General features: G+C 71.5%; 14 protein-coding genes and 1 pseudogene. 12 read left to right on the forward strand and 3 right to left on the reverse strand.

Features of this window, described 5'->3' with window-relative positions:
- The first annotated feature begins 421 nt into the window (after window positions 1-421).
- From C2142_RS41790 to C2142_RS33750, 7 genes are all read left to right on the forward strand, one after another.
- Complete coding sequence (locus C2142_RS41790) at window positions 422-1834, forward strand: phenylacetate--CoA ligase family protein (RefSeq protein WP_148646589.1); 1413 nt, start codon at window positions 422-424, stop codon at window positions 1832-1834.
- A gap of 13 nt (window positions 1835-1847) precedes the next feature.
- Entirely contained in the window at window positions 1848-2396 is a 549-nt protein-coding gene (locus C2142_RS33725) for a nucleoside 2-deoxyribosyltransferase domain-containing protein (protein ID WP_148646590.1), read from the forward strand.
- A 40-nt stretch (window positions 2397-2436) separates the two neighbouring features.
- Window positions 2437-3243 carry an HlyD family efflux transporter periplasmic adaptor subunit gene (locus C2142_RS33730; RefSeq protein ID WP_148646591.1) on the forward strand — a complete coding sequence of 269 codons (807 nt, stop codon included), beginning with the start codon at window positions 2437-2439 and terminating at the stop codon, window positions 3241-3243.
- Complete coding sequence (locus C2142_RS33735) at window positions 3244-5451, forward strand: NHLP family bacteriocin export ABC transporter peptidase/permease/ATPase subunit (RefSeq protein ID WP_148646592.1); 2208 nt, start codon at window positions 3244-3246, stop codon at window positions 5449-5451.
- A gap of 3 nt (window positions 5452-5454) precedes the next feature.
- Window positions 5455-8454, forward strand: a complete 3000-nt coding sequence (locus C2142_RS33740; RefSeq protein ID WP_148646593.1) for an NHLP bacteriocin export ABC transporter permease/ATPase subunit — start codon at window positions 5455-5457, stop codon at window positions 8452-8454.
- Window positions 8451-9461 (forward strand): hypothetical protein, encoded by a 1011-nt coding sequence (locus C2142_RS33745; protein WP_148646594.1) that lies wholly within the window; start codon window positions 8451-8453, stop codon window positions 9459-9461. Before C2142_RS33740 ends, C2142_RS33745 begins: the two co-directional genes overlap by 4 nt.
- An 81-nt stretch (window positions 9462-9542) precedes the next feature.
- Window positions 9543-9689, forward strand: a complete 147-nt coding sequence (locus tag C2142_RS33750; protein ID WP_153882841.1) for a hypothetical protein — start codon at window positions 9543-9545, stop codon at window positions 9687-9689.
- Between the two features lie 404 nt (window positions 9690-10093).
- Here the strand turns inward: C2142_RS33750 and C2142_RS33755 are convergent, their stop codons facing one another.
- Entirely contained in the window at window positions 10094-11437 is a 1344-nt protein-coding gene (locus C2142_RS33755) for a hypothetical protein (protein WP_148646595.1), read from the reverse strand.
- A 787-nt stretch (window positions 11438-12224) separates the two neighbouring features.
- On the opposite strand from C2142_RS33755, the gene C2142_RS33760 reads away from it, so the two are divergent.
- Window positions 12225-12656, forward strand: coding sequence for a hypothetical protein (locus C2142_RS33760; protein WP_148646596.1), 432 nt, complete (start codon window positions 12225-12227; stop codon window positions 12654-12656).
- 438 nt (window positions 12657-13094) lie between these two features.
- Here the strand turns inward: C2142_RS33760 and C2142_RS40790 are convergent.
- Window positions 13095-13196 (reverse strand): annotated as a pseudogene (locus tag C2142_RS40790) (site-specific DNA-methyltransferase); the annotation flags it as partial.
- A 157-nt stretch (window positions 13197-13353) separates the two neighbouring features.
- On the opposite strand from C2142_RS40790, the gene C2142_RS33765 reads away from it, so the two are divergent.
- On the forward strand, window positions 13354-14037 hold the full coding sequence (locus C2142_RS33765) for a hemerythrin domain-containing protein (protein WP_162002619.1): 684 nt from the start codon (window positions 13354-13356) through the stop codon (window positions 14035-14037).
- A 98-nt stretch (window positions 14038-14135) separates the two neighbouring features.
- Window positions 14136-15080, forward strand: a complete 945-nt coding sequence (locus tag C2142_RS33770) for a TIGR03619 family F420-dependent LLM class oxidoreductase (protein ID WP_148646598.1) — start codon at window positions 14136-14138, stop codon at window positions 15078-15080.
- Window positions 15081-15201: 121 nt separating this feature from the next.
- Here the strand turns inward: C2142_RS33770 and C2142_RS33775 are convergent, their stop codons facing one another.
- Window positions 15202-18585 carry a BTAD domain-containing putative transcriptional regulator gene (locus C2142_RS33775; RefSeq protein WP_148646599.1) on the reverse strand — a complete coding sequence of 1128 codons (3384 nt, stop codon included), beginning with the start codon at window positions 18583-18585 and terminating at the stop codon, window positions 15202-15204.
- A 1201-nt stretch (window positions 18586-19786) separates the two neighbouring features.
- Between C2142_RS33775 and C2142_RS33780 the strand changes: the two genes are divergently transcribed.
- Window positions 19787-20038, forward strand: a complete 252-nt coding sequence (locus tag C2142_RS33780; protein WP_148646600.1) for a zinc-binding dehydrogenase — start codon at window positions 19787-19789, stop codon at window positions 20036-20038.
- Between the two features lie 105 nt (window positions 20039-20143).
- A partial coding sequence (locus C2142_RS33785; protein ID WP_194235832.1) for an IclR family transcriptional regulator C-terminal domain-containing protein occupies window positions 20144-20934 on the forward strand: 791 nt, incomplete at its 3' end.

Below are 20934 nucleotides of genomic sequence, written 5' to 3' on the forward strand. Positions count from 1 at the left end.
CTGCGCGCCTTGGTGGCAATTCCGTGGAAGGCTTGCCGGCCGCCGGCTCCCGGAAATACCGTCTGCATTACCACCGAGCGGAACCCGGCGATCCGGCCGAATCCTTTCCCGGTGTTCACCGACGATCAGGAGGCCTTTCCATGGGCGAGAACGAGAAGCAGAACCTGCCGACCGACGTGAACGAGAACGACGAGTTCCGGGACGAGGACCTGGAGGGGATCGCCGGCGGCGAGTCGCACCGCTACCTGCTCTGACACCCCTGCTCCCGGCGTCGGCCGACCGGCAGCGCACCGCCACAGCCCGTGCTCATCACGGTATGTGGCGGGGCGTCGTCCCTCGCCGTGTTCCGGGCCCGACCGGCCCGGAACGCGGCCTGCGGCAGGCGACGTCCTCGGTAACCGGTCAGAAAGGGGTGCCCGTGATGCAGAATCATTCGCCCGACCCGAAAATCGCGGTGACGGAAATCGGCGAGAAGCTGAACCGCTTCCTCCGGTCGGCCCGTTACGCGGAGAAGCGGGCGGAAATCGAGAAGCTCGTCGAGTTCGACAGCGCGACGGCTGCCGACCGCCTTGCCGACATCCTGGCCCACGCCCGGGACCGGGTGCCCCGTTACCGGCCGTTGCAGGACCACGCGAACCCGGTGCTCGCGGATTTCCCGCTGACCCGGAAGGCGGACCTGCGCGACCGGTTCATCGACCTGATCAGCAGGGACGAGACCGGCCGGATGGAACCGGGCCACTACTTCATCCACGAGACCAGCGGCAGCACGGGCCAGCCGGTGCGGCTGTTGACGACCGCGGAGACCGGCGGACTGTCCAGCCTGGTGATCGCGGAGCGGCTCTGCCGCCACCTCGGCCTGCCCGACACCGGAACCGAACTGAACCTGGGGCTCCACTACGAGGGAACCCCGCTCGTCGAGGCCGGCTTCCTGCCCCGCCCGTACGTGCGGTGCAACCTGCGGGGCTTCGATCCGTCCTCCCCCTCCATCGTGGAGACCTACGCGTCGGTCGTCGGGGCCTTCCCCGTCGACCGGATCATCGGTACGTCGAGCCGGCTCGTCGGCCTGGCGCGGTACTGCCTGGACCGGGGAATCCGCCTGCGGCCCAGGGCCGTGGTGGCCTCCTACGAGCACCTGGTCGAGGAGGGCCGCCGGATGGTCGAGGAGGCCTTCCGGTGCCCGGTCACGATGGTCTACGCGACCTCCGAGACCGGCTCCGCCGCCTGGGAGTGCCGCCAGGGGAACCTGCACTTCCAGGACGACTTCGTCACCCCGGAACTGTTGCCCTACGACGGTGACGAGACGCTGAGGAGCATCGTCCTGACCGGGCTCCTCACCCGGGCGATGCCGGTGATCCGCTACGTCACGGGCGATCTGTGCTCACCGGCGACGGCCTGCGGGTGCGGGCTGCCCGGAACGGCGGTCGGCTCGCTGGTCGGCCGGTCGAAGGCGACGCTGGTGGGCGCCGACGGCCTCGTCTACTCGCCCTACGCGCTGCTGGCCGCACTGTCCAACGCGGGACTGGCGGACTTCCAGGTCCTCCAGGAGCGCCCGGGCATCCTGCAGCTCATCGTGCCGGACGCGACCGAGGAAGCCCGCAGGTGCGTCGAGCACCTCAACCGTGACCTCGCCTCGTACTTCCGCGAGGGGCAGGGCTTCCGCCTCCGGCTGGCCGCGACGAACACGTTCGTCCTCAGCGGCCGGGGCAAGCGCAACCCCGTCGTCCAGCGGCTCGACGTCGCCCCCGGCGCCGTGGAGGGCACCGGCTACCTGAGGTCCGGCGTCCGAAGCCCGGCGTACGCCGGCCCGGTGGCACAGAGCCCTTCCGTCCCGTAGAGGAGATTGTGCCGTGAACGGATCGATCCTCCGGGTCGTGGGATCGCTGGAGGAAGTCCCGTCCGCACGCGATGCGCTGACGGTGTTCCTGGCCGGCGGCATGCGCAACTGCCCCGACTGGCGGCAATGGGCGATCGAGGCGCTCGCCGATCAGTGGCACCGGGCGGGGGCCGACCGCCCCGTCACGGTGTTCAGCCCCAGCCGGGTCGTCTCCGCCCGCGCGTTCAGCCACGAGCTGGTGCGCTGGGAACACGACGCCCTCCGAACCTCCGACGTGGTCCTCTTCTGGTTCCCCCGGGGAAACGAGAAGGCACCCGAGCAGCCGATCGCGCTCTACGAACTCGGTGTCGCCGCCGCGACGTACAAGCCGATCGCCGTGGGCACCGAGCCCGGCTACGTGCGCCGCGACGACGTGGGGGCCCAGTTGCGGCTCATCCGTCCGGGCCTCCCGGTGCGCTGCGACCTGAGCTCCACGGTGGGTGACGTGGTCCGGGCGCTCCGCCGTGCGGAGAAGGCGCTGGGCGAGGCATTCTCGGCGGCCGGCACCCTCCAGGCCGTCTGACAGGCGAGCAGCGCCTCTCCCGCAGGAAGGAAGCCCAACCGTGCAGTTCCGTGAGCAGGCACTCGCCAAGCTCCAGTCCACCACCGACCTCGGGACAGCGGCCACGCTGGCCAAGCCACGCAGCCTGGTCGCCCTGCTCATGGTCACGGTGCTCGTCGCCTTCGGCTCGCTGTGGGCGTTCACCGGGGCGATACCGCGCCAGGTCACCGTTCCCGGCATCCTCACCTACGGTCAGGGCAGCTACACCCTGGACAGCCCCGTCTCCGGGCAGATCACCGGGGTCTTCGCCCAGCAGGGCACGACCTTCCCGGCGCAGGCTCCGCTGTTCACCGTCCAGGTCGACTCGACCCAGCAGACCGTCCGCGCCTTCAGTGGCGGACGCACCACGGCGATCCTGGCGCAGGTCGGCCAGGTGGTCACGGCGGGCACCAACCTCGCCGTGGTCGAGCGCGTCAGCGGTCCGACCGATCCGTTGATCGCGGTGCTGTACGCGCCGACGAGCAGCGCCGGGCTCATCTCCGAGGGCAGCACCGTGGACCTCGACCTGCGGTCCGCCCCGGCCCAGGAGTACGGGGTGATGCGCGGCGTCGTCCAGTCGGTCAGCCAGTTCTCCCAGACCCAGAAGCAGATCGCGGGCTTCCTCGGCGACGCCCAACTGGCCGGCCAGTTCTCCGGCCAGGGCCAACCGATGCAGGTGGTCGTGAGACTCCTGACCGCACCGGGCACGACGAGTGGGTTCCAGTGGTCCACCCGTACCGGCCCGCCGTACCTGATTGATTCCCGCACGCTGGTGAGCGCTTCCGTGCACTTGCCATCGGTCAGACCGATTAGCTGGGTGTTGTCGTAGATGTCCGTACTCACCACCACCGACGGTACTTCGAGGCTGCGGGCCTGGCTGCGACGCCGCCCGGCCCGCCGCGTCAAGCCACCGGTGATCTTCCAGATGGAAGCACTGGAGTGCGGGGCCGCCAGCCTCGCCATGATCCTCGCCCACTACAAGCGCTACGTGCCGCTGGAGGAGCTGCGGGTGGCCTGCGGAGTCTCGCGGGACGGCTCGAAGGCGTCGAACGTCCTCAAGGCGGCCCGGCGTTACGGCCTGACCGCGACCGGACGCCGGATGGACACCGAGGCGCTGTCGAAGCTGGCGCCCCCGGCGATCCTGTTCTGGGAGTTCAACCACTTCGTGGTCCTCAACGGGTTCGGCCGGCGCCTGGGCAAGGACGTCGTCCACCTCAACGACCCCGGCAGCGGCCCGCGGGTCGTCAACCTCGCGGACTTCGACGAGAGCTTCACCGGCGTGGTGCTCACCATGTCGCCGGGCGAGGAGTTCCGCCCCGGCGGCCGGCGCCCCGGCGTCCTCGCGAGCATGCCGACCCGGCTGCGCGGGAGTTGGGGCCTGCTCGCCCTGAGCGCCTACGCCAGCGTGCTGCTCGCCGTCGTCGGCGTGGCGTACCCCGCTCTCACCCGGGCGTTCGTCAACTCCATCCTGCTGGGCGGCGACCGTTCGTTCCTGATGGCGTTCTTCGGCCTGATGGCCGCGACCGTCATGGCGACGGGGGTGCTCACCTTCCTGCGCCAGGCGTTCCTGCTGCGCCTGCGCATCTCGAACGCGACGATCAACAGCAGCCGCTTCCTGCGCCACGTGTTCAGACTGCCGATCAACTTCTTCGTCCAGCGAAGTCCGGCGGACATCAGCAGTCGCGTGCAGTCCAACGACCAGGTCGCCGTGACCCTGTCCAACGACCTGTCGAGCACGCTGGTCAACGCGCTGGTCGTCGTGCTGTACGCGTGCCTGCTGTGGGCCTACGACCCCTGGCTGACGGTCCTGAGCGTGTCGCTGTCCCTGCTGAACATCGTGGCCCTGCGCGCGGTGGCCCGGATCAGGGCCGGCGGGGTCAGCCGACTGGCCACGGACGAGGCGCAGCTGCTGAACACCTCGTACAGCGGCCTGCAGCTCATCGAGACGATGAAGGCCACGGGCGGCGAGAACACCTTCTTCCGGCGCTGGGCCAAGGAACAGTCCGTCGTCGTCACCGGACAGCAGAGGATCGGCGTGCCGAGTGCCGTCATGGCGGTGGTCGCTCCCACCCTGGCGTCCGTCACCACCTCGCTGCTGCTGTTGATCGGCGGCCTGGAGGCGGTGAAGGGAGACCTGACGGTGGGTCTGCTCGTCGCCTTCCAGGCCCTGGTGTCGGCCTTCGTCAGCCCCATCGCGCAGCTGATCGCGGTGGCGCAGCGGGTCCAGGACTTCGCCGTCCAGGTGACCCGGCTGCGCGACGTGGAGAACTACCAGCCGGAACCGCGCCCGGCCGCGTCCGACGCCCCGGCCGGGCGGCTCGCCGGCAACCTGACGTTCGACCGGGTCACCTTCGGCTACAACCCGCTGGACGCCCCGCTGGTCAGCGAGTTCTCGTTCGCGGTGGGCCCCGGCCGGCAGGTCGCGCTGGTCGGGGGCTCGGGGAGCGGCAAGTCCACCGCGGTGCGCCTGATCTCGGGCCTCTACCGCCCGTGGGAGGGCTCGGTGGACATCGACGGTCTCCCGCGCGACGGCATCGCGCCGGAGGTGCTCAGCGCCTCGGTGGGCTTCGTCGACCAGGACGTCTTCCTGTTCGAGGGGACGGTGCGGGACAACATCACGCTGTGGGACACCTCCATCTCCGACGACCAGGTCATCGCCGCGCTCCGGGACGCCGCGGTGTACGACGTGGTGTCCTCGCGCCCGGGCGGCATCTACGCCCAGGTGGAGGAGGACGGCCGCAACTTCTCGGGCGGACAGCGCCAGCGGCTGGAGATCGCCAGAGCGCTCGTGCGCAACCCGCGCCTGCTCGTCCTGGACGAGGCGACCAGCGCCCTGGACGCCGAGACGGAACTCCTGATCATGAACAACATCCGCCGCCACGGCTGCGCCACGGTCGTCGTGGCCCACCGTCTGAGCACCATCCGCGACAGCGACGAGATCGTCGTGCTGAGCCGGGGCGACGTGGTCGAGCGGGGGACGCACGACGCCCTGTCCGCGGCCGGCGGCGCCTACGCCCAGCTCATCAGGGAGCACTGACGCATGAGGACGACATCCTCCGGGTCCGACCGGCCGCCCGTGGCGGCGGCCTGGACCGCCCAGGCCGACGTGGCCGTGGCGGCCTGGCGACCGCCCGCCGGGACCGGCACCGAGGTCTCCTTCGGCGAGGGACACGTCCGGTTGACGGACGGGGACGCGCTGTGGGTGGTGACCGACGGAGCCGTCGACATGTTCGTCATGGAGGTCGCCGAGGGCGGCCCGTGGCACTACGTCAGCCGTTTCACCCCGGGTGCCGTCATCGCCGCGCCGCCGTCGGGCCCCGCCGGCGTCCCGGTCCTGCGAGCCGTCCTCGGCTCCCGTGTCCTGCGCGTGGACGCCGCGGACGTGGCAGGACTCCTGCGCGCCGACGTCGGCTCCGGGGACACCGGCGAGTCGTCCGGTCGGCTTGCAGCCCTCGCCCGGGGGATCGACGCGGGGCTCGACGGCCTTCTCGGCTTCGTCGCGGAGAAGTCGGCCTGCGGGGAACAAGTGCTCCTGACCGCCGGAAGCCGGGGCGAACTGGCGGAAGGGGAACCAGGACGCTCGGCCGAGGGACTGGTCTGGGTGGAGGTCCTCGCCGGTCGGCTGCGGGTCGGAACGCCCGACAGCGGCGAGTGGCTCTCCCGCGGCGACATGTTCGTGGTCACCGAGAGCAGCACCGTCCACGGCGGGCCCTCGGCCTCGTTCACGACCTGCTCGACCGGTGACCTGCTGGCCGACGGCCGGTTGTGGGAGCGCCTGGCCGAGGTGAACGAGCGCCTGCTGCGGATGGCCGACCGGGTCATCGCCGCCGAGGGGGAGCGGGCCGAGTCCCGGATCCGGGCCGTGCGCGAGATGGAGGACACGCTGACCGACAAGGCCGACCGGGTCCTCCAGGCGGTACTCCAGCCGGCCGAGCACGTCTCGCGCAGCGGCCCCGTCCACAGCGAGGACGCCACCGAGGCGGCCTGCCGGATCGTGGCCGACGAACTGGGCATCCCCGTCCTGCCGGCGCGCGGCTCCGCGGCCGGCGGCAAGATGGGCCCGATCGAGGCGATCGCGGTGCGCTCGCGCTTCCGCATCCGCGCGGTGGACCTGGACGTGCGCTGGTGGCGCACCAACATCGGGCCGTTCGTCGGGCGCCGCTGCGACTCCGGCAAGCCGGTGGCGTTCGTCTGGCGGCGCGGACGGTACGTGGCCTGGGATCCCGTCACCGGCGAGCGGAGCCCGGTGCGGGATCGGACGGCGGCGGAGTTCGACGACACGGGGGTGCTGTTCTACCCGCCCCTGCCCGAGCGGCCGGTCGGCACGGGACGGCTGATCCTGTTCGGCCTGAAGGGCAGCGGGCGGGACATCCGCAACCTGATCGCGTTCACGCTGGTCGCGGTCGCCGTCAGCACCACGGTGCCCATCAGCACCGGGCTGATCCTGGGCACGCTCGTCCCGTACGCCGAGACGAACCTCATCGTGCAGGTGTCCGCCCTGACCCTGGTGGCCGCCCTCGCGTCGGCGGTCTTCGCGGTGCTGGAGAACCTGGCGCTGCTGCGCGTCGGGGGTCGCTTCGAGGCCAACCTGCAGGCCGCCGTCTGGGACCGGCTGCTGCGCCTGCCGGCGCCGTTCTTCCGCCGGTACTCCACGGGTGAACTGGCCAGTGCGGCACTGGGGGTGAAGAACATCCGCACGGTGCTGACGAACGTGAGCTACGTGGTGCTCTACTCCAGCGTGGTCGCGGTGGTGAACTTCGCCGTGATGTTCTGGTTCAGTGTGCCGCTGGCCCTGCTGACAGGGCTGTACGTGCTGGTCGGCGTGGTGTTCTTCGTCGTGCTGGGTGCGCGGCAGATGAAGTGGCAGACCCAGTCGCTGGATCTGGAGCACAAGCTCGCGAACCGGGTGTACCAGAGGCTCCGAGGTCTCCCCAAACTGCGGGTGGCGGGCGCCGAGAACCGCGCCTTCGCGGCCTGGGCCAACGAGTTCGCGCAACAGAAGGAGCTCCAGAAGCGCATCGGCAGGTACCAGAACGCGGCAGCCACGTTCAACGCCGTCTATCCGCTCATCTGCGTGCTGCTCACCTTCGCGGTCATCAGCGGGCCGGCCCGCGGGACGCTGTCGATGACCCGGTTCCTGTCGTTCAACGCGGCCCTGGGCATCGTCCTCGCGGCAGTCATCCAGGTGACCAACTCCCTCTCGTCGGCCTTCGCGGTGATCCCCATGTTCAAACGCATGAAGCCACTGCTCGCCGAGTTGCCGGAGGCCTCGGAAGCGCACACGGTGCCGGGTGAACTGACGGGGGAGATCGAGGTGAACCGGGTGACGTTCCGCTACGACGAGAACAGTCCACCGGTGCTCGACAACGTCTCCCTGAGCATGCGGCCGGGCGAGTTCGTGGCGGTCGTCGGCCCCAGCGGGTGCGGCAAGTCCACCCTGCTGCGGCTGCTGCTGGGCTTCGAGCATCCCACCAGCGGCAACGTCCTGTACGACGGCCAGGACCTGGCCACGCTGGACAGCACTGCGGTGCGCAGGCAGTGCGGCGTCGTCCTGCAGCAGACCAAGCCGTTCGCCGGCACCGTCTTCCAGGCCATCACCGGCACCCTCAACTACAGCCACGACGACGCGTGGGCCGCCGCCGAACTGGCGGGCATCGCCGCGGACATCCGCGCCATGCCGATGGGGATGCACACGTTGGTGAGCGACAGCGGGACCTTCTCCGGCGGCCAGCGCCAGCGCCTCGCCATCGCGCACGCCCTGATCCGCCGGCCCAGGATCCTCTTCTTCGACGAGGCCACCAGCGCGCTGGACAACGAGACCCAGCGGATCGTCACGGAGAGCACACAGCGCTTGAACGCGACCCGGGTCGTCATCGCGCACCGGCTCTCGACCGTCCTCGACGCCGACAAGGTCGTCGTACTCGCCGAGGGCCGGGTCGCCGAGTGCGGACCGCCGTCCGAACTGCTCCGCGACTCCACGAGCCTCTTTCACCAGCTGGTGCGCAGGCAGATGCACGAATCAGAAGGAGCGATGGCATGAACCGCAAGAAGAGAGGCCTCCGTCTGCAGGCCGCCGCGGCAACCTTCCTACTGGGTCTCGGCGGCACGGCCGGCTGCGGCACGGTCCGCAGCGGCGACACGGGCGCACACGCGACGGCCGCGGAGGCGGTCGTCTCCCAGGCGGACGCGTCCGCCGCGGTCAGCAGCTACGACGCCGCGAACAACCGGGTCAACGAGGCCCTGGACGGCGCGGGTCTGGCCGGCATCGAGACCGAGCCGCTGCTCAGTGCGGACGTCGCCTGGATGCGCATCAGCAAGGAGCTGAACCAGCCGGTCGCTCCCATCAGTGACCAGGCCATCACCGTCTACGCCACCTCGGGCGCGGCCTTCCCCCACTGGTTCCTCGCCGTGTCCAGCCGGGCGCAGGGAGGCGTGCCCTTCCCCGGTCCCACCTACCGGGTCTTCGTGCAGGAAGCCCCCGGAGCGTCCTACCTGCCCGCGTACTCGCTCAACGTCACCGGGCCGGTGCCCAAGGTCGCCGTCAACGGTGCGGGCGCCGCCTCCGCCGTCACGAGCCCGGACGGCCTCCTGACGCCTCCGGACTCCCTGGCAGCCGACATCCTCGCCCACTACCAGCAGAACCTCACCGGCAAGGACAAGTTCTCCTACAGCGCTCCGCTGGACGACAACCTCTCCAACGGTTACACCGTCGGCGTGAAGGCCCTGAGCGGTCGCGGCACGACCCTGACCAGGACGCTGAGTCGGACGCTCCCCAAGACCTTCGCCCTGCGGACCGAGGACGGCGGCGTGCTCGCGTTCACCTCCGACGTCATCACCGACACGCTGACCCCGGCCAAGGCCGACGGCACCGTCTCCCTGGCCCCGAAGAGCCGTGACGCCGCGCTGTTGGGAAAGCCCGAGGGAGCGACGGCGGGCCGGTTCACCATCAGTCGGCTGGAGACGTTCCTGACGTACGTCCCGACCGCCGCCTCGGGGGCGAAAGCCCAGGTCATCGGCTACAACGAGGTTCCCATCACTGTCAGTTGACCACTGCCAGATCCACGAGAACCATCCACGAGCTCAATCCACGAGATCCCACGAGAAACATCACCAGAGGAGTTCACCACCATGAAGGACGACATCTCCCGCACCACCGACGCCGACGACACCACCGTGGTGGCGAGTGCGGAAGTCAACGAGGAGATCAGCGAAGGAGACCTGGACGCCATCGGCGCGGGCGACGGGGGGCAGCCGACCTACCCGCCGTACGTGTGAGCGCCCGTGTCCGCGACCTCGGCGACGGGGTCGCGGGCACGACGCCGCGAGCGGCCCTCTGCTCCTCCCCCGGGCCTCAACGGGATCCGGCCCAACGGGATCCGGGCCCCTACAGCTCCGTCCCCTTGAGCGCCCCACTCCCGGGGTCACTCAAGGGGACGGTGCGTTCCCGAGAACCGTGCGCCCTACTGGAGGGTGACGCCGGCAGGCACGCGGTGGCGCGGATCCGTGCGCCAGGTGTCCGGCAGTGGCTGGAAGAGGGTGCCGGGCCGGGCCCAGAGGACGGTGGTGACGCGGGGATTGGCCAGGAGCCCGGGGCACTCCACGCGGTGCCAGTTGCCCTGTCTCCTGACGGTGTCACCGAAGACGATCCGAACCTCGCCCCCCGGGGCCCGGGCGTACCGTCACAGGTAGGCCGAGCGTTCGGGGATGTCCGGGAGGGCCAGGTGCTGGACCACGGGGTTGCGCTTGCCGCTCGCGGTGAACTGGAAGTCCTGGTCCGGACGGTGGCGCAGCCGGAAGCCCTGCCCGGCGCCGAAGTAGGCGGCGAGGAGGGTGTTGAGGTCGCGGACGCAGGCGGCGGCCGGTTCCGCAGGGCCGGCGGTGACGAGGTCGAGCGTGCCCGGTGCGTTCTGGACGACCTGGTAGTCCGGGAGACCGGCGGCGGCGAGCGCGGCGAGCAGCGAGTACGGCGAGTAGACGGCTCCGTCCTCGCCGACCAGGCTGCTGCGGGTGCGGCCCACGAGTCCTTCGGTGACGGTGCCGGGCAGGCCGCAGCCACACTCGACCGGGCGGGGGGCGAGGTCGCCCGTGACGTAGCGGATGATCGGCATGGGCGTGGACACCAGGGAGGTCAGGACGATCTCGCCCACCTCCCGGCCGTCCGCGGCCTCGATCTCCGGCAGGACGAAGTCGTCCTGGAAGTGCAGGCGCCCCTGCCCGCACTCGAAGGCCGCGTAGCCGGTCTCCGCGGTCGCGTACAGCATGGTCACCGGGCAGTCGAAGGCTTCCTCCACCAGGCGGCGGCCGCTGTCGGGCATGTGCTCGTACGTGGCGACGACACCGTGCGGGCGCAGGGCGATTCCGCGTTCCAGGCAGTACCGGGCGAGGGTGATGACGCGGTGGGAGGACCCGGTGATCTGGTCGGCCGGAAAGCGGCCCACCACGGCCTCGTAGTCGGCGACGATGCCGGGATCGTCGGGGTCGTATCCCCGCAGGTTGCACTTGACGTAGGGGCGGGGCAGCATCACCGGTTCGAACAACGGGGTACCGGGGAACAGCAGCCCCATGTTGAGCACGGTGCCGCTGTCCGGCAGGCCGAGGAAGGCGCTGAACCGCTCCCGGATGACGTTGTTCAGCAGTCCGCCGGTCTCCGCGGTGGACAGCAGGGTGACGGGCTGTCCGGTGCTGCCGCTGGTCTGGGACAGGAAGAACGCGCCGGGGGCCATCCGGCCGGTCGCGTCGCGGGTGACGAAGTCGAGGAAGTGCTCGCGCAGGTCGTTCTTGCGGATCCGCGGGAAGTCGCGCAGGCCCGGCTGCTCGTGGGCGCGCAGGGCGGCGTAGTACGGTGCCCGTTCCACGGCGGTGGCCAGCAGGTGGTCGAGGCGTTCGCGTCCCCGGTCCGGGTCGTACGGCGCCAGGCTCTCGATCTCCCGGCGCTTCTCCAGGAACCAGCGGGACGACGTCTTGCGCGTGATGCGCTCGCGCAGCCGCTCGAATTCGTGCGCCAGATCGCTTGGCAGGTTCAACGCGTTCCTCCGTACGGACGACCGGCCGGGTGCCGACGGAAGTCGCCGGCACCCGGCCGAGGAGCGGACGTCAGATGGTCTCAAGGCCACCCGAGATGGTCTCCAGGTCCTCGTCGCCGATCTCGGCCTCGAACTCGGCGGCGGTCTCCGGGGTGGTGTTCTGGGTGTCGCTCATGATTCCTCCAAGGATTTCCGGGATTTCCGGGATTTCCGGGTGAATTCCGATGGAAGCCGTTCGGGGGTTCGGGGGAATCGACCGGCCCCATCGCCATGCTTTTTGACTCGGTGAGACGCTTCGAAGCTATGGGCCCCGGACCAGGGGTCACAAGAGTTCCCGGCCCTTTCCCCGAAAGCGTGCACGGCGCGAACGGGAACGTTCCATCGATCCGCTCCGCAGTCCTGGCGAGCGACGGCATGGCACTGCGGGCCGACCGGCGCCGTATACCGGCGCAGTTGTGGCACGCATCCGTGCAAGCGTGGGCGCGGCGGCGGCCGAGTGCGGTGCCGCCGGCGTTCGGCGCCGCGTCGACGGCGTCCTTCCCGCCTATGCTCCCGACCCGACGGCCCCCGCAGCGCGGGTGGTTCGGCCTCCCGCGCGCAGCCCCAGAGAGGACCCCGGATGTTGCTCGGCCCGCCCCCGACACCCCGCCCAGGCCCCGCCGAGACCATCAGGGCCGAGTTGCTCGGAGAGTGGGTTCCCTACGTGGACGGGAGGCCGACCAACGGCGGCGGCGTCGTTCTGCCCGGTCAGACGGACGACATGTCCAGGTGGGTGACGAGGGAACAGATGCGCAACGCCACGAAGAGCGCCGGTCCCACCGCCCTTTGGTACTACTGCGGCACCTACCGGGGGAAGCCGGTCGAAGATTCGGCGAAGGCCACAGCCGGGAAGCACGGCGGTCGGACGATGATGATGCTGATCGAAGAGCTCAGCCTTCCGACCCCGTACTACTCCGACTACTCCGAGAGGGCCGCGGCCTTCTGGCGAAACGCTTCGGTGGGATTCTCCGAGGCCGCCCGGGGCGAGATCCGGATCGTCTTCGGCGACGCCGTACGGAAGGGGAACACCTGGCAGCGCGTGGAATGCCCGATACTCATGGCGAACCCGCACGTCACCGCCGTCCTGTGGGCTCAACCCGGCACCCTGTTCCGACAACTCCTGAGCCGGGGACAGAGCGACCCGCGCTTCCAACTGCCCGCCGGGATCACCCTGCACTGACCCCCCGGGCCACGCGGCGGCGAGCCCGCGGGCAGGACGGCAAGCCGGCCTCCTGAGTCGCCGCGCGTCCGGTGCGTGGCGGTCAAGCGATCCCGAGAGATCCGGACCACCCGGCTGACGATCCGCCAGGAAAGCGAGCAAAAGGTCAACCCCTGCCGGCCCGGCGGGGAGCAGGACACCGTGTAGCTGGTGGCGTACGACCAGCTGGGAGCATCCCCGCTCGCGCGGGGATGCTCCCCATCCGGCCACACGGCCGCCGACGCCGCCGCGTTGCTCCCCGCACGGGTTCGGTCATCTGGGGACGGGCGGCCTGGAGGTTCGGATCGCCTCGTCGGCGGACGTGGGAAGGGCGGTGCCGCTGATCGCGCAGGCTTGGGGGATACGGAAGGGCGGCTGCGGCCTGCCAGCCCGTACGTGATTCTCATGATCACGCCTCCGGGGTCCGGCAAGGAGGAATCCGTCCTGGGTCAGCTCTGCTCGGAGCCCCTGCTCGGCAACGTCGGCATCGTGCGGAGACAGCTCGATGCCCAGGAACCTCCTGTCCCCGTCCGCTTTGGGAATCGCTTCTCACAGTAGCCACCTCGCCGCGCCCGACGGCCCATCCGCGGTCCTGTCAGCGCGGCGGGCTGCGGCGACCGGTGCAGCGCGGCAAGTCGGGTGCAAGTGCCCTGCAACCGGGCTCCGAAGACTGGGTGTCATGACTTCGAGCAACTCCTCCGATGCCACCGTCCACCACTACACCCGCGAAATGGCGATGATCCACCAGGTGTTCCGCCGCGAGTCGCGCCTGCTGGCCGAACTCGTCCAGGAGGTGCGCCCCGGCGACACCGGGCGTTCCCGGATCCTCGCCGAGCACTGGCGGCAGTACTCCGTCGGCCTGCACGCCCACCACACCGGCGAGGACGAGATGCTCTGGCCGGTGTTGCTGCCCCACCTGGACCTCGACGCCGAGCAGGTCCTGGCGATGGAGGCGCAGCACCACGAGCTCAGCGACGGGATCGCGGAGGTCCGGGGGCTCGTGGACCGGTGGGAGTCCCGTGCCCTGGCCGAGGACCGTGACGAGCTCGCCGCGGCCCTGCACCGGCACCACCGGCAGCTGTGCGCCCATCTCGACGAGGAGGAGCGGGAGGTCATGCCGCTGGTCGCGCTCCACGTGAACGAGAAGCAGTGGCAGGCGGTGGGGGAGCGGGGCCTCGCCGAGACGCCCAAGAACCGGCTGATGATCGCCCTGGGCGCCATCGTGGAGGACAGCTCGCCCGAGGAGCGCCGGGAGTTCTTCGCCCGGCTGCCCCTTCCGGCCCGGGTGCTGTGGCGGCTCTTCGGGCAGCGGCAGTACCGCCGCGAGACCGACCGGATCCGCGGCCGGCGCACCACCGCCTGATGGGCCGTCCCCGTCCGGCGACCGGCCCCGAGCCTCGCCGCCGACGCCCCGCCCCTTCCCGTCCCACCCCCGCCGTCCCGACCGAGGAACTCCCACCGATGCGCATCGGATTTTCCGTCCCCCAGTTCGGCCCGTTCGCCGACCCCGACCGCAGCGCCGCGATGTGCACTGCGCTGGAAGCACTCGGCTGCCACAGCCTCTGGGTGGCCGACCGGCTGCTGGCGCCGCTCACGCCCCCCGACGGCTACGCCGGCGGGGGGCCGATGCCCGTCCGGTACGGCACCCACCTCGACCCGCTGCTCGCCCTGGGCCTGGCGGCCTCGGTCACGGAACGGGTGCGGCTGGGCAGCAGCACGCTCAACGCCCTGTGGCAGCCGCCCCTGGTGCTCGCCCGGGCGCTGACGACCCTCGACCTGATCAGCCGAGGGCGGCTGGAGGTGGGCATCGGGCTGGGCTGGATGCGTGAGGAGTACCAGGCCGCCGGGGTGCCCTGGCAGGGCCGCGGCGCCCGGCTGGAGGAGACCCTCGATGTCCTGGACGCCGTGTGGCGCGGTGATCCGGTCGTCCACACCGGCCGGCTGTGGACGATCCCCGAGTCGACCGTGCTCCCCAAACCCCTGCAGGGCCCGAGGCCTCCGGTCCTGCTGGGCGGCTTCACCCCGCCGGCCCTGGAGCGGGTCGGCAGACGGGCGGACGGCTGGCTCGCGGCCTCGATGCCGCTGCCCTACCTCGGCGGTCTCTGGGCGGTCGCCGTCGAGGCCGCCGAGCGGGCGGGGCGGGACCCGGCGGGACTGCGCCGGGTGTTCCGGGTGAACCCCGAAGTCACCACGGTGGAGGCGGATCCCTCGGAGATCCACCACCGTGGGACGGTGCGCCAGATCTGCGACCACCTCAGGGTGATGTGCGGGTCGGCGACGGACGAGGTGCTGGTGGACCTGCAGCTGACGACCGATTCGCCCGAGGAGTTCCTCGACCTGGCCGCGGCCTTCATGGCCGAACTGACCGAGCCGTCCCCATCTCGCCCGGCCCTAAGGCTTGTCTGACCATTCGCCTCACATCAGCGCGTGGCGTCGGGCGCCCGGCGGGGCATGCCGCCGGACCGTCCTCGTACTGGACGTACGTGGGCGATTCGCGGCCCCCGCCGCCCCTTGCGTGACAGTGCCGCTACGCGGGTGTCGGCGGCAGCCCGTCCAAGGCCGTCCGTGCGGCGCCCGCCCACAGGGGGGAGTCCCAGGCGGCCGCCACCCGTGCGGCTTCGAGGTAGTGGCACCGGGCCCGGTCGGGGCGGTCCAGGAACCGGGCGAGGTCGCCCAGGGTCTGCGCGACGGGCCTGAAGACGATGCTGAGGCTGCTCGCCCCGCCCGCGAAGGCCTCCAGGGGAAGCAGGTCCCGGTACACCTCGGCGGCCGCCGCCCGGTCGCCCAGGGCGATGGCGGCCGCGCCGCGCAGCCCGGTCAGGACGGAGAAGGCGAAGTCACGCCGGAGCGGCGCGCGCCGGCCGAACACCTCCCGGGCCTCGTCGGGCCTGCCGGCGGCCAGCAGCGCGAGAGCGGTGAGGGCCTCGTTGACCGGCTGGTACTGCTCCCACACCGCGAGCAGCATCGGCAGCACCTCGGCCAGCCGGCCCTGCTGCAGCCGGATGCACCCGACGGCCAGCGCCGCCAGCCCGTTGAGGTCCACCGCTCCCCGGGCGCGCAGCTCCGCCACCCCCGCCCCCAACGCCTGCTCCGCCTCCTCGAAACGACCCCGGGCCATGGCGAGCATGGGATCGCGCAGCCTCGCCACCGCGAACGCGCCCTGGAGCTCGTAGGTACGGGCGATCCCGTCCGCCTGGACCAGGCACCGCTCCATCTCGGCCGGGTCGTTGCGGGCGGCGGCGATCCGGGCGGCGGTGTAGGACGTCATCCAGGCGTACTCGGGGCTGTCCTGGGAGGCGGCCACCTCGGCCAGTTCCCGGTGGAGCTCCAAGTAGGCGGCGGGTTCGAGTTCGCAGTCGACCCGGCGCAGCAGCGAGGTGAGCGTCAGGCCCCGCAGCCGGGGCTCGCCCACCCTGCGGGCGAGTTCCACGGCCTCGCGGGAGACGGCCACGGCGCTGGGGTCGATGTCGTCGAGCGCGTCGGCCAGCTGATCGAGGAGCAGGCACCGCTGCCGGTCGGATGCAGCCGGGGCCTCCAACAGCGTCCCGAGCTCCTCGACGGCCTCGGGGTCGAAGGACGCGTACGCGCGCACGCGCCAGGGTGTCGGTTCGGTCCACGTCGTGTAGGCGGCGGTCAGCAGGTCGTCCCGGCCCTCGGCACGGGCCACCTGGACGGCCTGCTGCTGTGCCTCGCGGGCCGGCACCACGGCCCCCATCCGGATCCGGCAGTCCACCAGCTGTCCCAGCAGCGACACCCGCAACAGGGCGGCGTCCTGGTCGGCGAAGGCGGCCGGATGGTCGGCGAGGAGGCCGAGCGCCGATGTCAGCAGGGCCTCGGCGTTGCGGGGGGCGTAGCGGCGCACCGCCTGCTCGCACGCCAGCCGGGCATGGTGGACCGCGGGCCCGGCGTCGGCGGTCACCACCGCAGCCGCCTGCAGGAGGTGGTGGGCCGTGGCAGCGACGTCGTCCGAGCCGAGCGCGATCAGGCTCCGGCCCAGGCGGGAATGCATCCGAGCCAGGCGCAGCCGGGTGAGGTCGTCCTCCAGGGCGTCCCGCACGAGGGCGTGGGTGAAGCGGACCGTGCCCGGACGGGGCTCGGTGAGCAGCCCGGCGGTGACACCCGCGTCCAGGGCGTCGAGGAGCTGCTCGGCATCGCAGTCGGCGGCGTGGACCAGGAGGGCCACCGCAGCCTCGCGGCCGGCCACGGCCGCCAGCCGCAACCCGGCCGTGGCGGTCGGCGCGAGCAGGGCCAGCCGCCGCCGCAGGACGTCCTGGACCCCCTGCGGCACGCGGGCCAGCGCCTGCTGCTCGCCCTCACCGGCCATCAGCAGCGAACTCTCGTGCAGGTAGAAGGGGTTGCCCCCGGCCCGTTCGGCCAGCGCCGCCGCGGCGTGCTCGCTCATGCCGGCCGCACCGCGCCGCAGCAGCTCCTTCGCCTGGGCGTCCGACAGTCCGCCGATCGCCAGCCTGACGGGCGAGCAGGCGGCCAGGCGGGCCAGCGCCCCGGTCAGGTCCCCCTCGCCGGTGCGGTACGAGCCCACCAGGAGCAGCGGGACGTCCCGCAACTGCTCGGCGCAGAGCAGGAACAGCTCGATGCTCTCCTGGTCGCCCCGGTGCAGGTCATCCAGCACGATCGCCAGGGGTCGCCGCTCGGCCGTCTCACGGAGCCAGCCCAGCAGCGCCCGGTGCAGGCGGAAGCGCCGGGCGGGGCTGCCGTCCGGCTGCTCGGCGTCGCTCGTGGTGCCCGGCGCCAGCAGCGGGGCGAGCTCACCGGCGTGCGGGCCGGGTGGCGCGGCCTGCGCCAGGGTCGGCAGCATGTCGAACCAGGCCCGGCCGGGCGGGGCGCCGTCGGTCTCCGGGCAGTTCCCGGTACCGACCAGCCAGCCCTGGTACGGCAGTTGGCGGACAGCGGCCTCCAGGAGGCTCGACTTGCCGATGCCGGCCTCGCCGGTGACCAGGACCACCTGGGCCCGGCCGCCCCGGGACCGGTCAGCCGCGGCGGCGAGCCGGGACAGCTCCTCGTCACGGCCCAGGAGCCGACCGGGCGTGAGCACCGTGGGCGTCCGGCGGTCGACCGCCGCCATCGGACCGCGCATCGCCTTGGCGGGCGCTTCGGTCGTCCGAGCCGTGGCGGGTGTCCCGGTCGCCCGGTGGAGCACGTCCAGGCGCTGGTGCAGCAGGGCCTGTTCCAGTTCCAGCAGCGCGGGCCCGGGTTCGACGCCGAGTTCCTCGCCGAGGACGTGGCGGGCCCGGCGCAGTGCGGCCAGGGCCTCCCCCTGGCGGTCCCGGGCCCACAGGGCCAGGGCCAGCAGCCGCCAGCCTTCCTCGTGCAACGGCTGCTCCCGGGTCAGCGTGCCTGCGTCGTCGAGGGCCTGCGCGACCTGCCCGGAGCCCAGCCGAGCCGCGGCCAGCCGTTCGCGGGCGGTGCGATGCACCTCCTCCAACCGAGCGCGTTCACCGGCCGTCCACGGCTCGTCGGAGAACTCCTCGTACGGCTGCCCACCCCAGGAGGCGAGCGCCTCGGCCAGGCCCTCGGCGGCGACCCGGGCGGGCAACCCTGCCTCCGAACACGCCGCCACCCGGCTCTCGAACGCCCAGGCGTCCACCGCGTCCTGCTCGACGGCGAGGGCATAGCCATAGGGCGCGCTGACCAGCAGCCGCGCGGGCGTGCGCGGTGCCCGTTCCGGTTCGAGGACACGCCGCAGACGCGCGATGTACGCCTGGAGCGATCCCTGCGCACTCGACGGGACACACGTCGGCCACAGCCGCTCGATGATCCGCTCCGTGGGCACGACGGCCCCACGGGCAAGCAGCAGTTGGACCAGCACCATACGGGCGAGCCGACCACCGGTGTCGACCGGGCTGCCGTCGACCTCGACCCGGAACGGGCCGAGCACCTTCCATACGATCATGACAAGGACATCATAGGAGGGACGGCGGCCACGGACGGCAGGACGTGCTGTTCCTGTGCTGCGTTGGGCCCGGCCGCCACGTGATGATGCCGGGCCATGACCGCGAGCCTCGCATGAGGATCCAGGCGAGGACCCGCCCGCTACCTGATGGTGACATCAAGTCACATGCGCTCGGCATGGCCGGACTTGAGTGGATACATTCCAGGCGCCGGAGGCAGTGGATCCTTCGGTCGACGAACGCCACCCTGAAGATTCAGATGATCACTCTCCGCAATTGAGCGTGGTGCATGTCACGTGTCTGCATCGAACCGCTCGGCCCCTCCCGTCCGGGCGGGCCCCTTGACGGTCAGCCCAGCCAGTCTTCGGCGGGGTCCGCCTCGTCTTCGCCGCGCCCTGCTGCCGCCTGGCTCTTCTCGACGACATGTTGGCCCTCTACGCGGCCAACGCGGTGTGCATTGCCGTGGGCCACAGATCAATCATCGGAACCATGCTTCTCGTCGGCGGCGTGGCCGCGGTGCTGATCTTTTCGTTCTACGAGTGGCCTCCGCTCCCCCGGTCACGCAGCCGATCGCGCCCTCCCTGCAGACGACGCAGGCGACCCCGTCTCCTGCGGAGGTCGAGGGCCCGTCTGATCCGTGGAAGCTCCCCGCGATCACCGGCGCCGGCGCGGCGCTTGCCGTCTGCCTGACCCTGAGTTGGAGGGGCAGGCGCCGGACGAGGTGACCGTACCGCTACGCCCCGTTGGCCCGCGCAGATGCGCAGGCCAACGGGGCGCTTTCAGAAGCCATTGTCGTACCGGTCTTGGTAGACACGGGTTCGACTGAAGGAACTCGGTCGGGCGATTTTGTCGCCCGCCGGGCATGAGGGCAGAGCCTCTGGTGCAGCTCGGGGTTGTCGAGACCTTGAGCGCGCCAGGAGGCCCTGTTGTCGCTGTTGTACGCCCTCACGCCCGCGGGCTCCAACTCCGCAGCCCGTACGTGTGGCTGTCTCGCTCACCGGTTCGGGAACGTCGGCGACCGGCCGTACAGGCGACCGAGGTACCCGTCCGACATGAGCGACACGGAGTGGGCCGTCGTGCGTGACGCGATGCCCGTCCCCGCCTGGCTGGAAGGCCGGGGTGGGCGGCCGGAGGGCTACTGCCACCGTCAGATGATCGACGCAGTGCGCTACTTGGTAGCGGGCGGCATCACCCTGGCGGGCGATGCCGGCGGACTTTCCCGCGTGGGACCTCGTCGCCGGGTCCAAGTCTGTGACCGGTTTCTGGCTTCCCAGCCTCTATCCCTCGCGCACTCACCTCAACGAGTCGATGAAGGCGCTGTTCAGTGCCGTCGCGGACGGCTGGCTCAAGCCGCTGCACGGCCGGAGTTACCGGCTCGGCCAGGCCCGGCAGGCGCACCACGGTCTCGCTGCCCGCCTCACCACCGGCAAGAGCGTCCTCGACCTGGACAGCTGACCGGCCCGGTCTCCGAAACCCTCGCCCGCCCGCACCACGCGGGACCGCGGCAACCGTGGTCGCGTCCTCGGTAGGCGTGCCAACCCTCAAACGGAACCACCAACCATGACCAGCACCGTGAACGACAGCGTGCCCACTCAACGCCGGCACGCCGCGACGGCAGGCCGACCAGCCTCATCCCTCGCTGCTCGCGCCTACGCCGTCCAGCAGGCCTTCACCCTGCTGCCCGGTGAGGTCCACGCCTTGCGCGAGATCGCCGACGCCGCCGGACTGGACCGCGCCACCACCCACCGCATCCTGCAGACCGGCGTCGCCGACACCGACGGTGTGTTCGAGCAGGTCGGGCGAGGCCTCTACCGCCTCGGCACGGCAACCCCCCGCGCCGGCGTCCAGGCCATGACCCACGCCCCCAATGCGGCCTCCACCCCCCACTTCCTTGAGCGGCTCAACCGGGCCACCGGCGGACTCGCCCTGCTGTACGTGCTCAGCCCGCTCGGCGGCGCCCGGAGACTGTGCACCGACTACGTGCTCGGCGACCTGGACCCCGCCGAGGTCGGCATGACCGCCGAGGACGTCGTCTCCGTCTCGCGGTCGCTGCGCACCGGCGCGTCCGGGCGGGTCATCCTGGCCCACCTGCCCCAGAGCATCCAGGACCAGGCCCTCGCCGAGGAAGTACCCGCGACCGCCGGCCCCGGCGTCATCCGCGACAACACCGCGCTCGCCGCCTCCCTCGCGGAGATCCGGCAACTCGGCTTCGGCGTCGGCCGCCAGGAGTGCATGGCCGGCTGGGACTCCGTGGCCGCCCCGGTCCTGTGGCGCGACTCGATCACGGGCGCCGTCCTCATGCTCAAGCCGAGCAGCGACATGCCCGCCGACCTGCGACCGCTGATCTACCA

Source organism: Streptomyces sp. CB01881, assembly GCF_002953255.1.
GTDB lineage: Bacteria > Actinomycetota > Actinomycetes > Streptomycetales > Streptomycetaceae > Kitasatospora.

Excerpts from the sequence above, each read along its gene's own strand:
- C2142_RS33735 (WP_148646592.1), top strand. The coding sequence starts at position 3,244 with ATGTCCGTACTCACCACCACCGACGGTACTTCGAGGCTGCGGGCCTGG.
- C2142_RS33740 (WP_148646593.1), top strand. The coding sequence starts at position 5,455 with ATGAGGACGACATCCTCCGGGTCCGACCGGCCGCCCGTGGCGGCGGCC.
- C2142_RS33780 (WP_148646600.1), top strand. The coding sequence starts at position 19,787 with ATGCCGGCGGACTTTCCCGCGTGGGACCTCGTCGCCGGGTCCAAGTCT.
- C2142_RS33775 (WP_148646599.1), bottom strand. The coding sequence starts at position 18,585 with ATGATCGTATGGAAGGTGCTCGGCCCGTTCCGGGTCGAGGTCGACGGC.
- C2142_RS33760 (WP_148646596.1), top strand. The coding sequence starts at position 12,225 with ATGCGCAACGCCACGAAGAGCGCCGGTCCCACCGCCCTTTGGTACTAC.
- C2142_RS33765 (WP_162002619.1), top strand. The coding sequence starts at position 13,354 with ATGACTTCGAGCAACTCCTCCGATGCCACCGTCCACCACTACACCCGC.
- C2142_RS33770 (WP_148646598.1), top strand. The coding sequence starts at position 14,136 with ATGCGCATCGGATTTTCCGTCCCCCAGTTCGGCCCGTTCGCCGACCCC.
- C2142_RS33750 (WP_153882841.1), top strand. The coding sequence starts at position 9,543 with ATGAAGGACGACATCTCCCGCACCACCGACGCCGACGACACCACCGTG.
- C2142_RS41790 (WP_148646589.1), top strand. The coding sequence starts at position 422 with ATGCAGAATCATTCGCCCGACCCGAAAATCGCGGTGACGGAAATCGGC.
- C2142_RS33745 (WP_148646594.1), top strand. The coding sequence starts at position 8,451 with ATGAACCGCAAGAAGAGAGGCCTCCGTCTGCAGGCCGCCGCGGCAACC.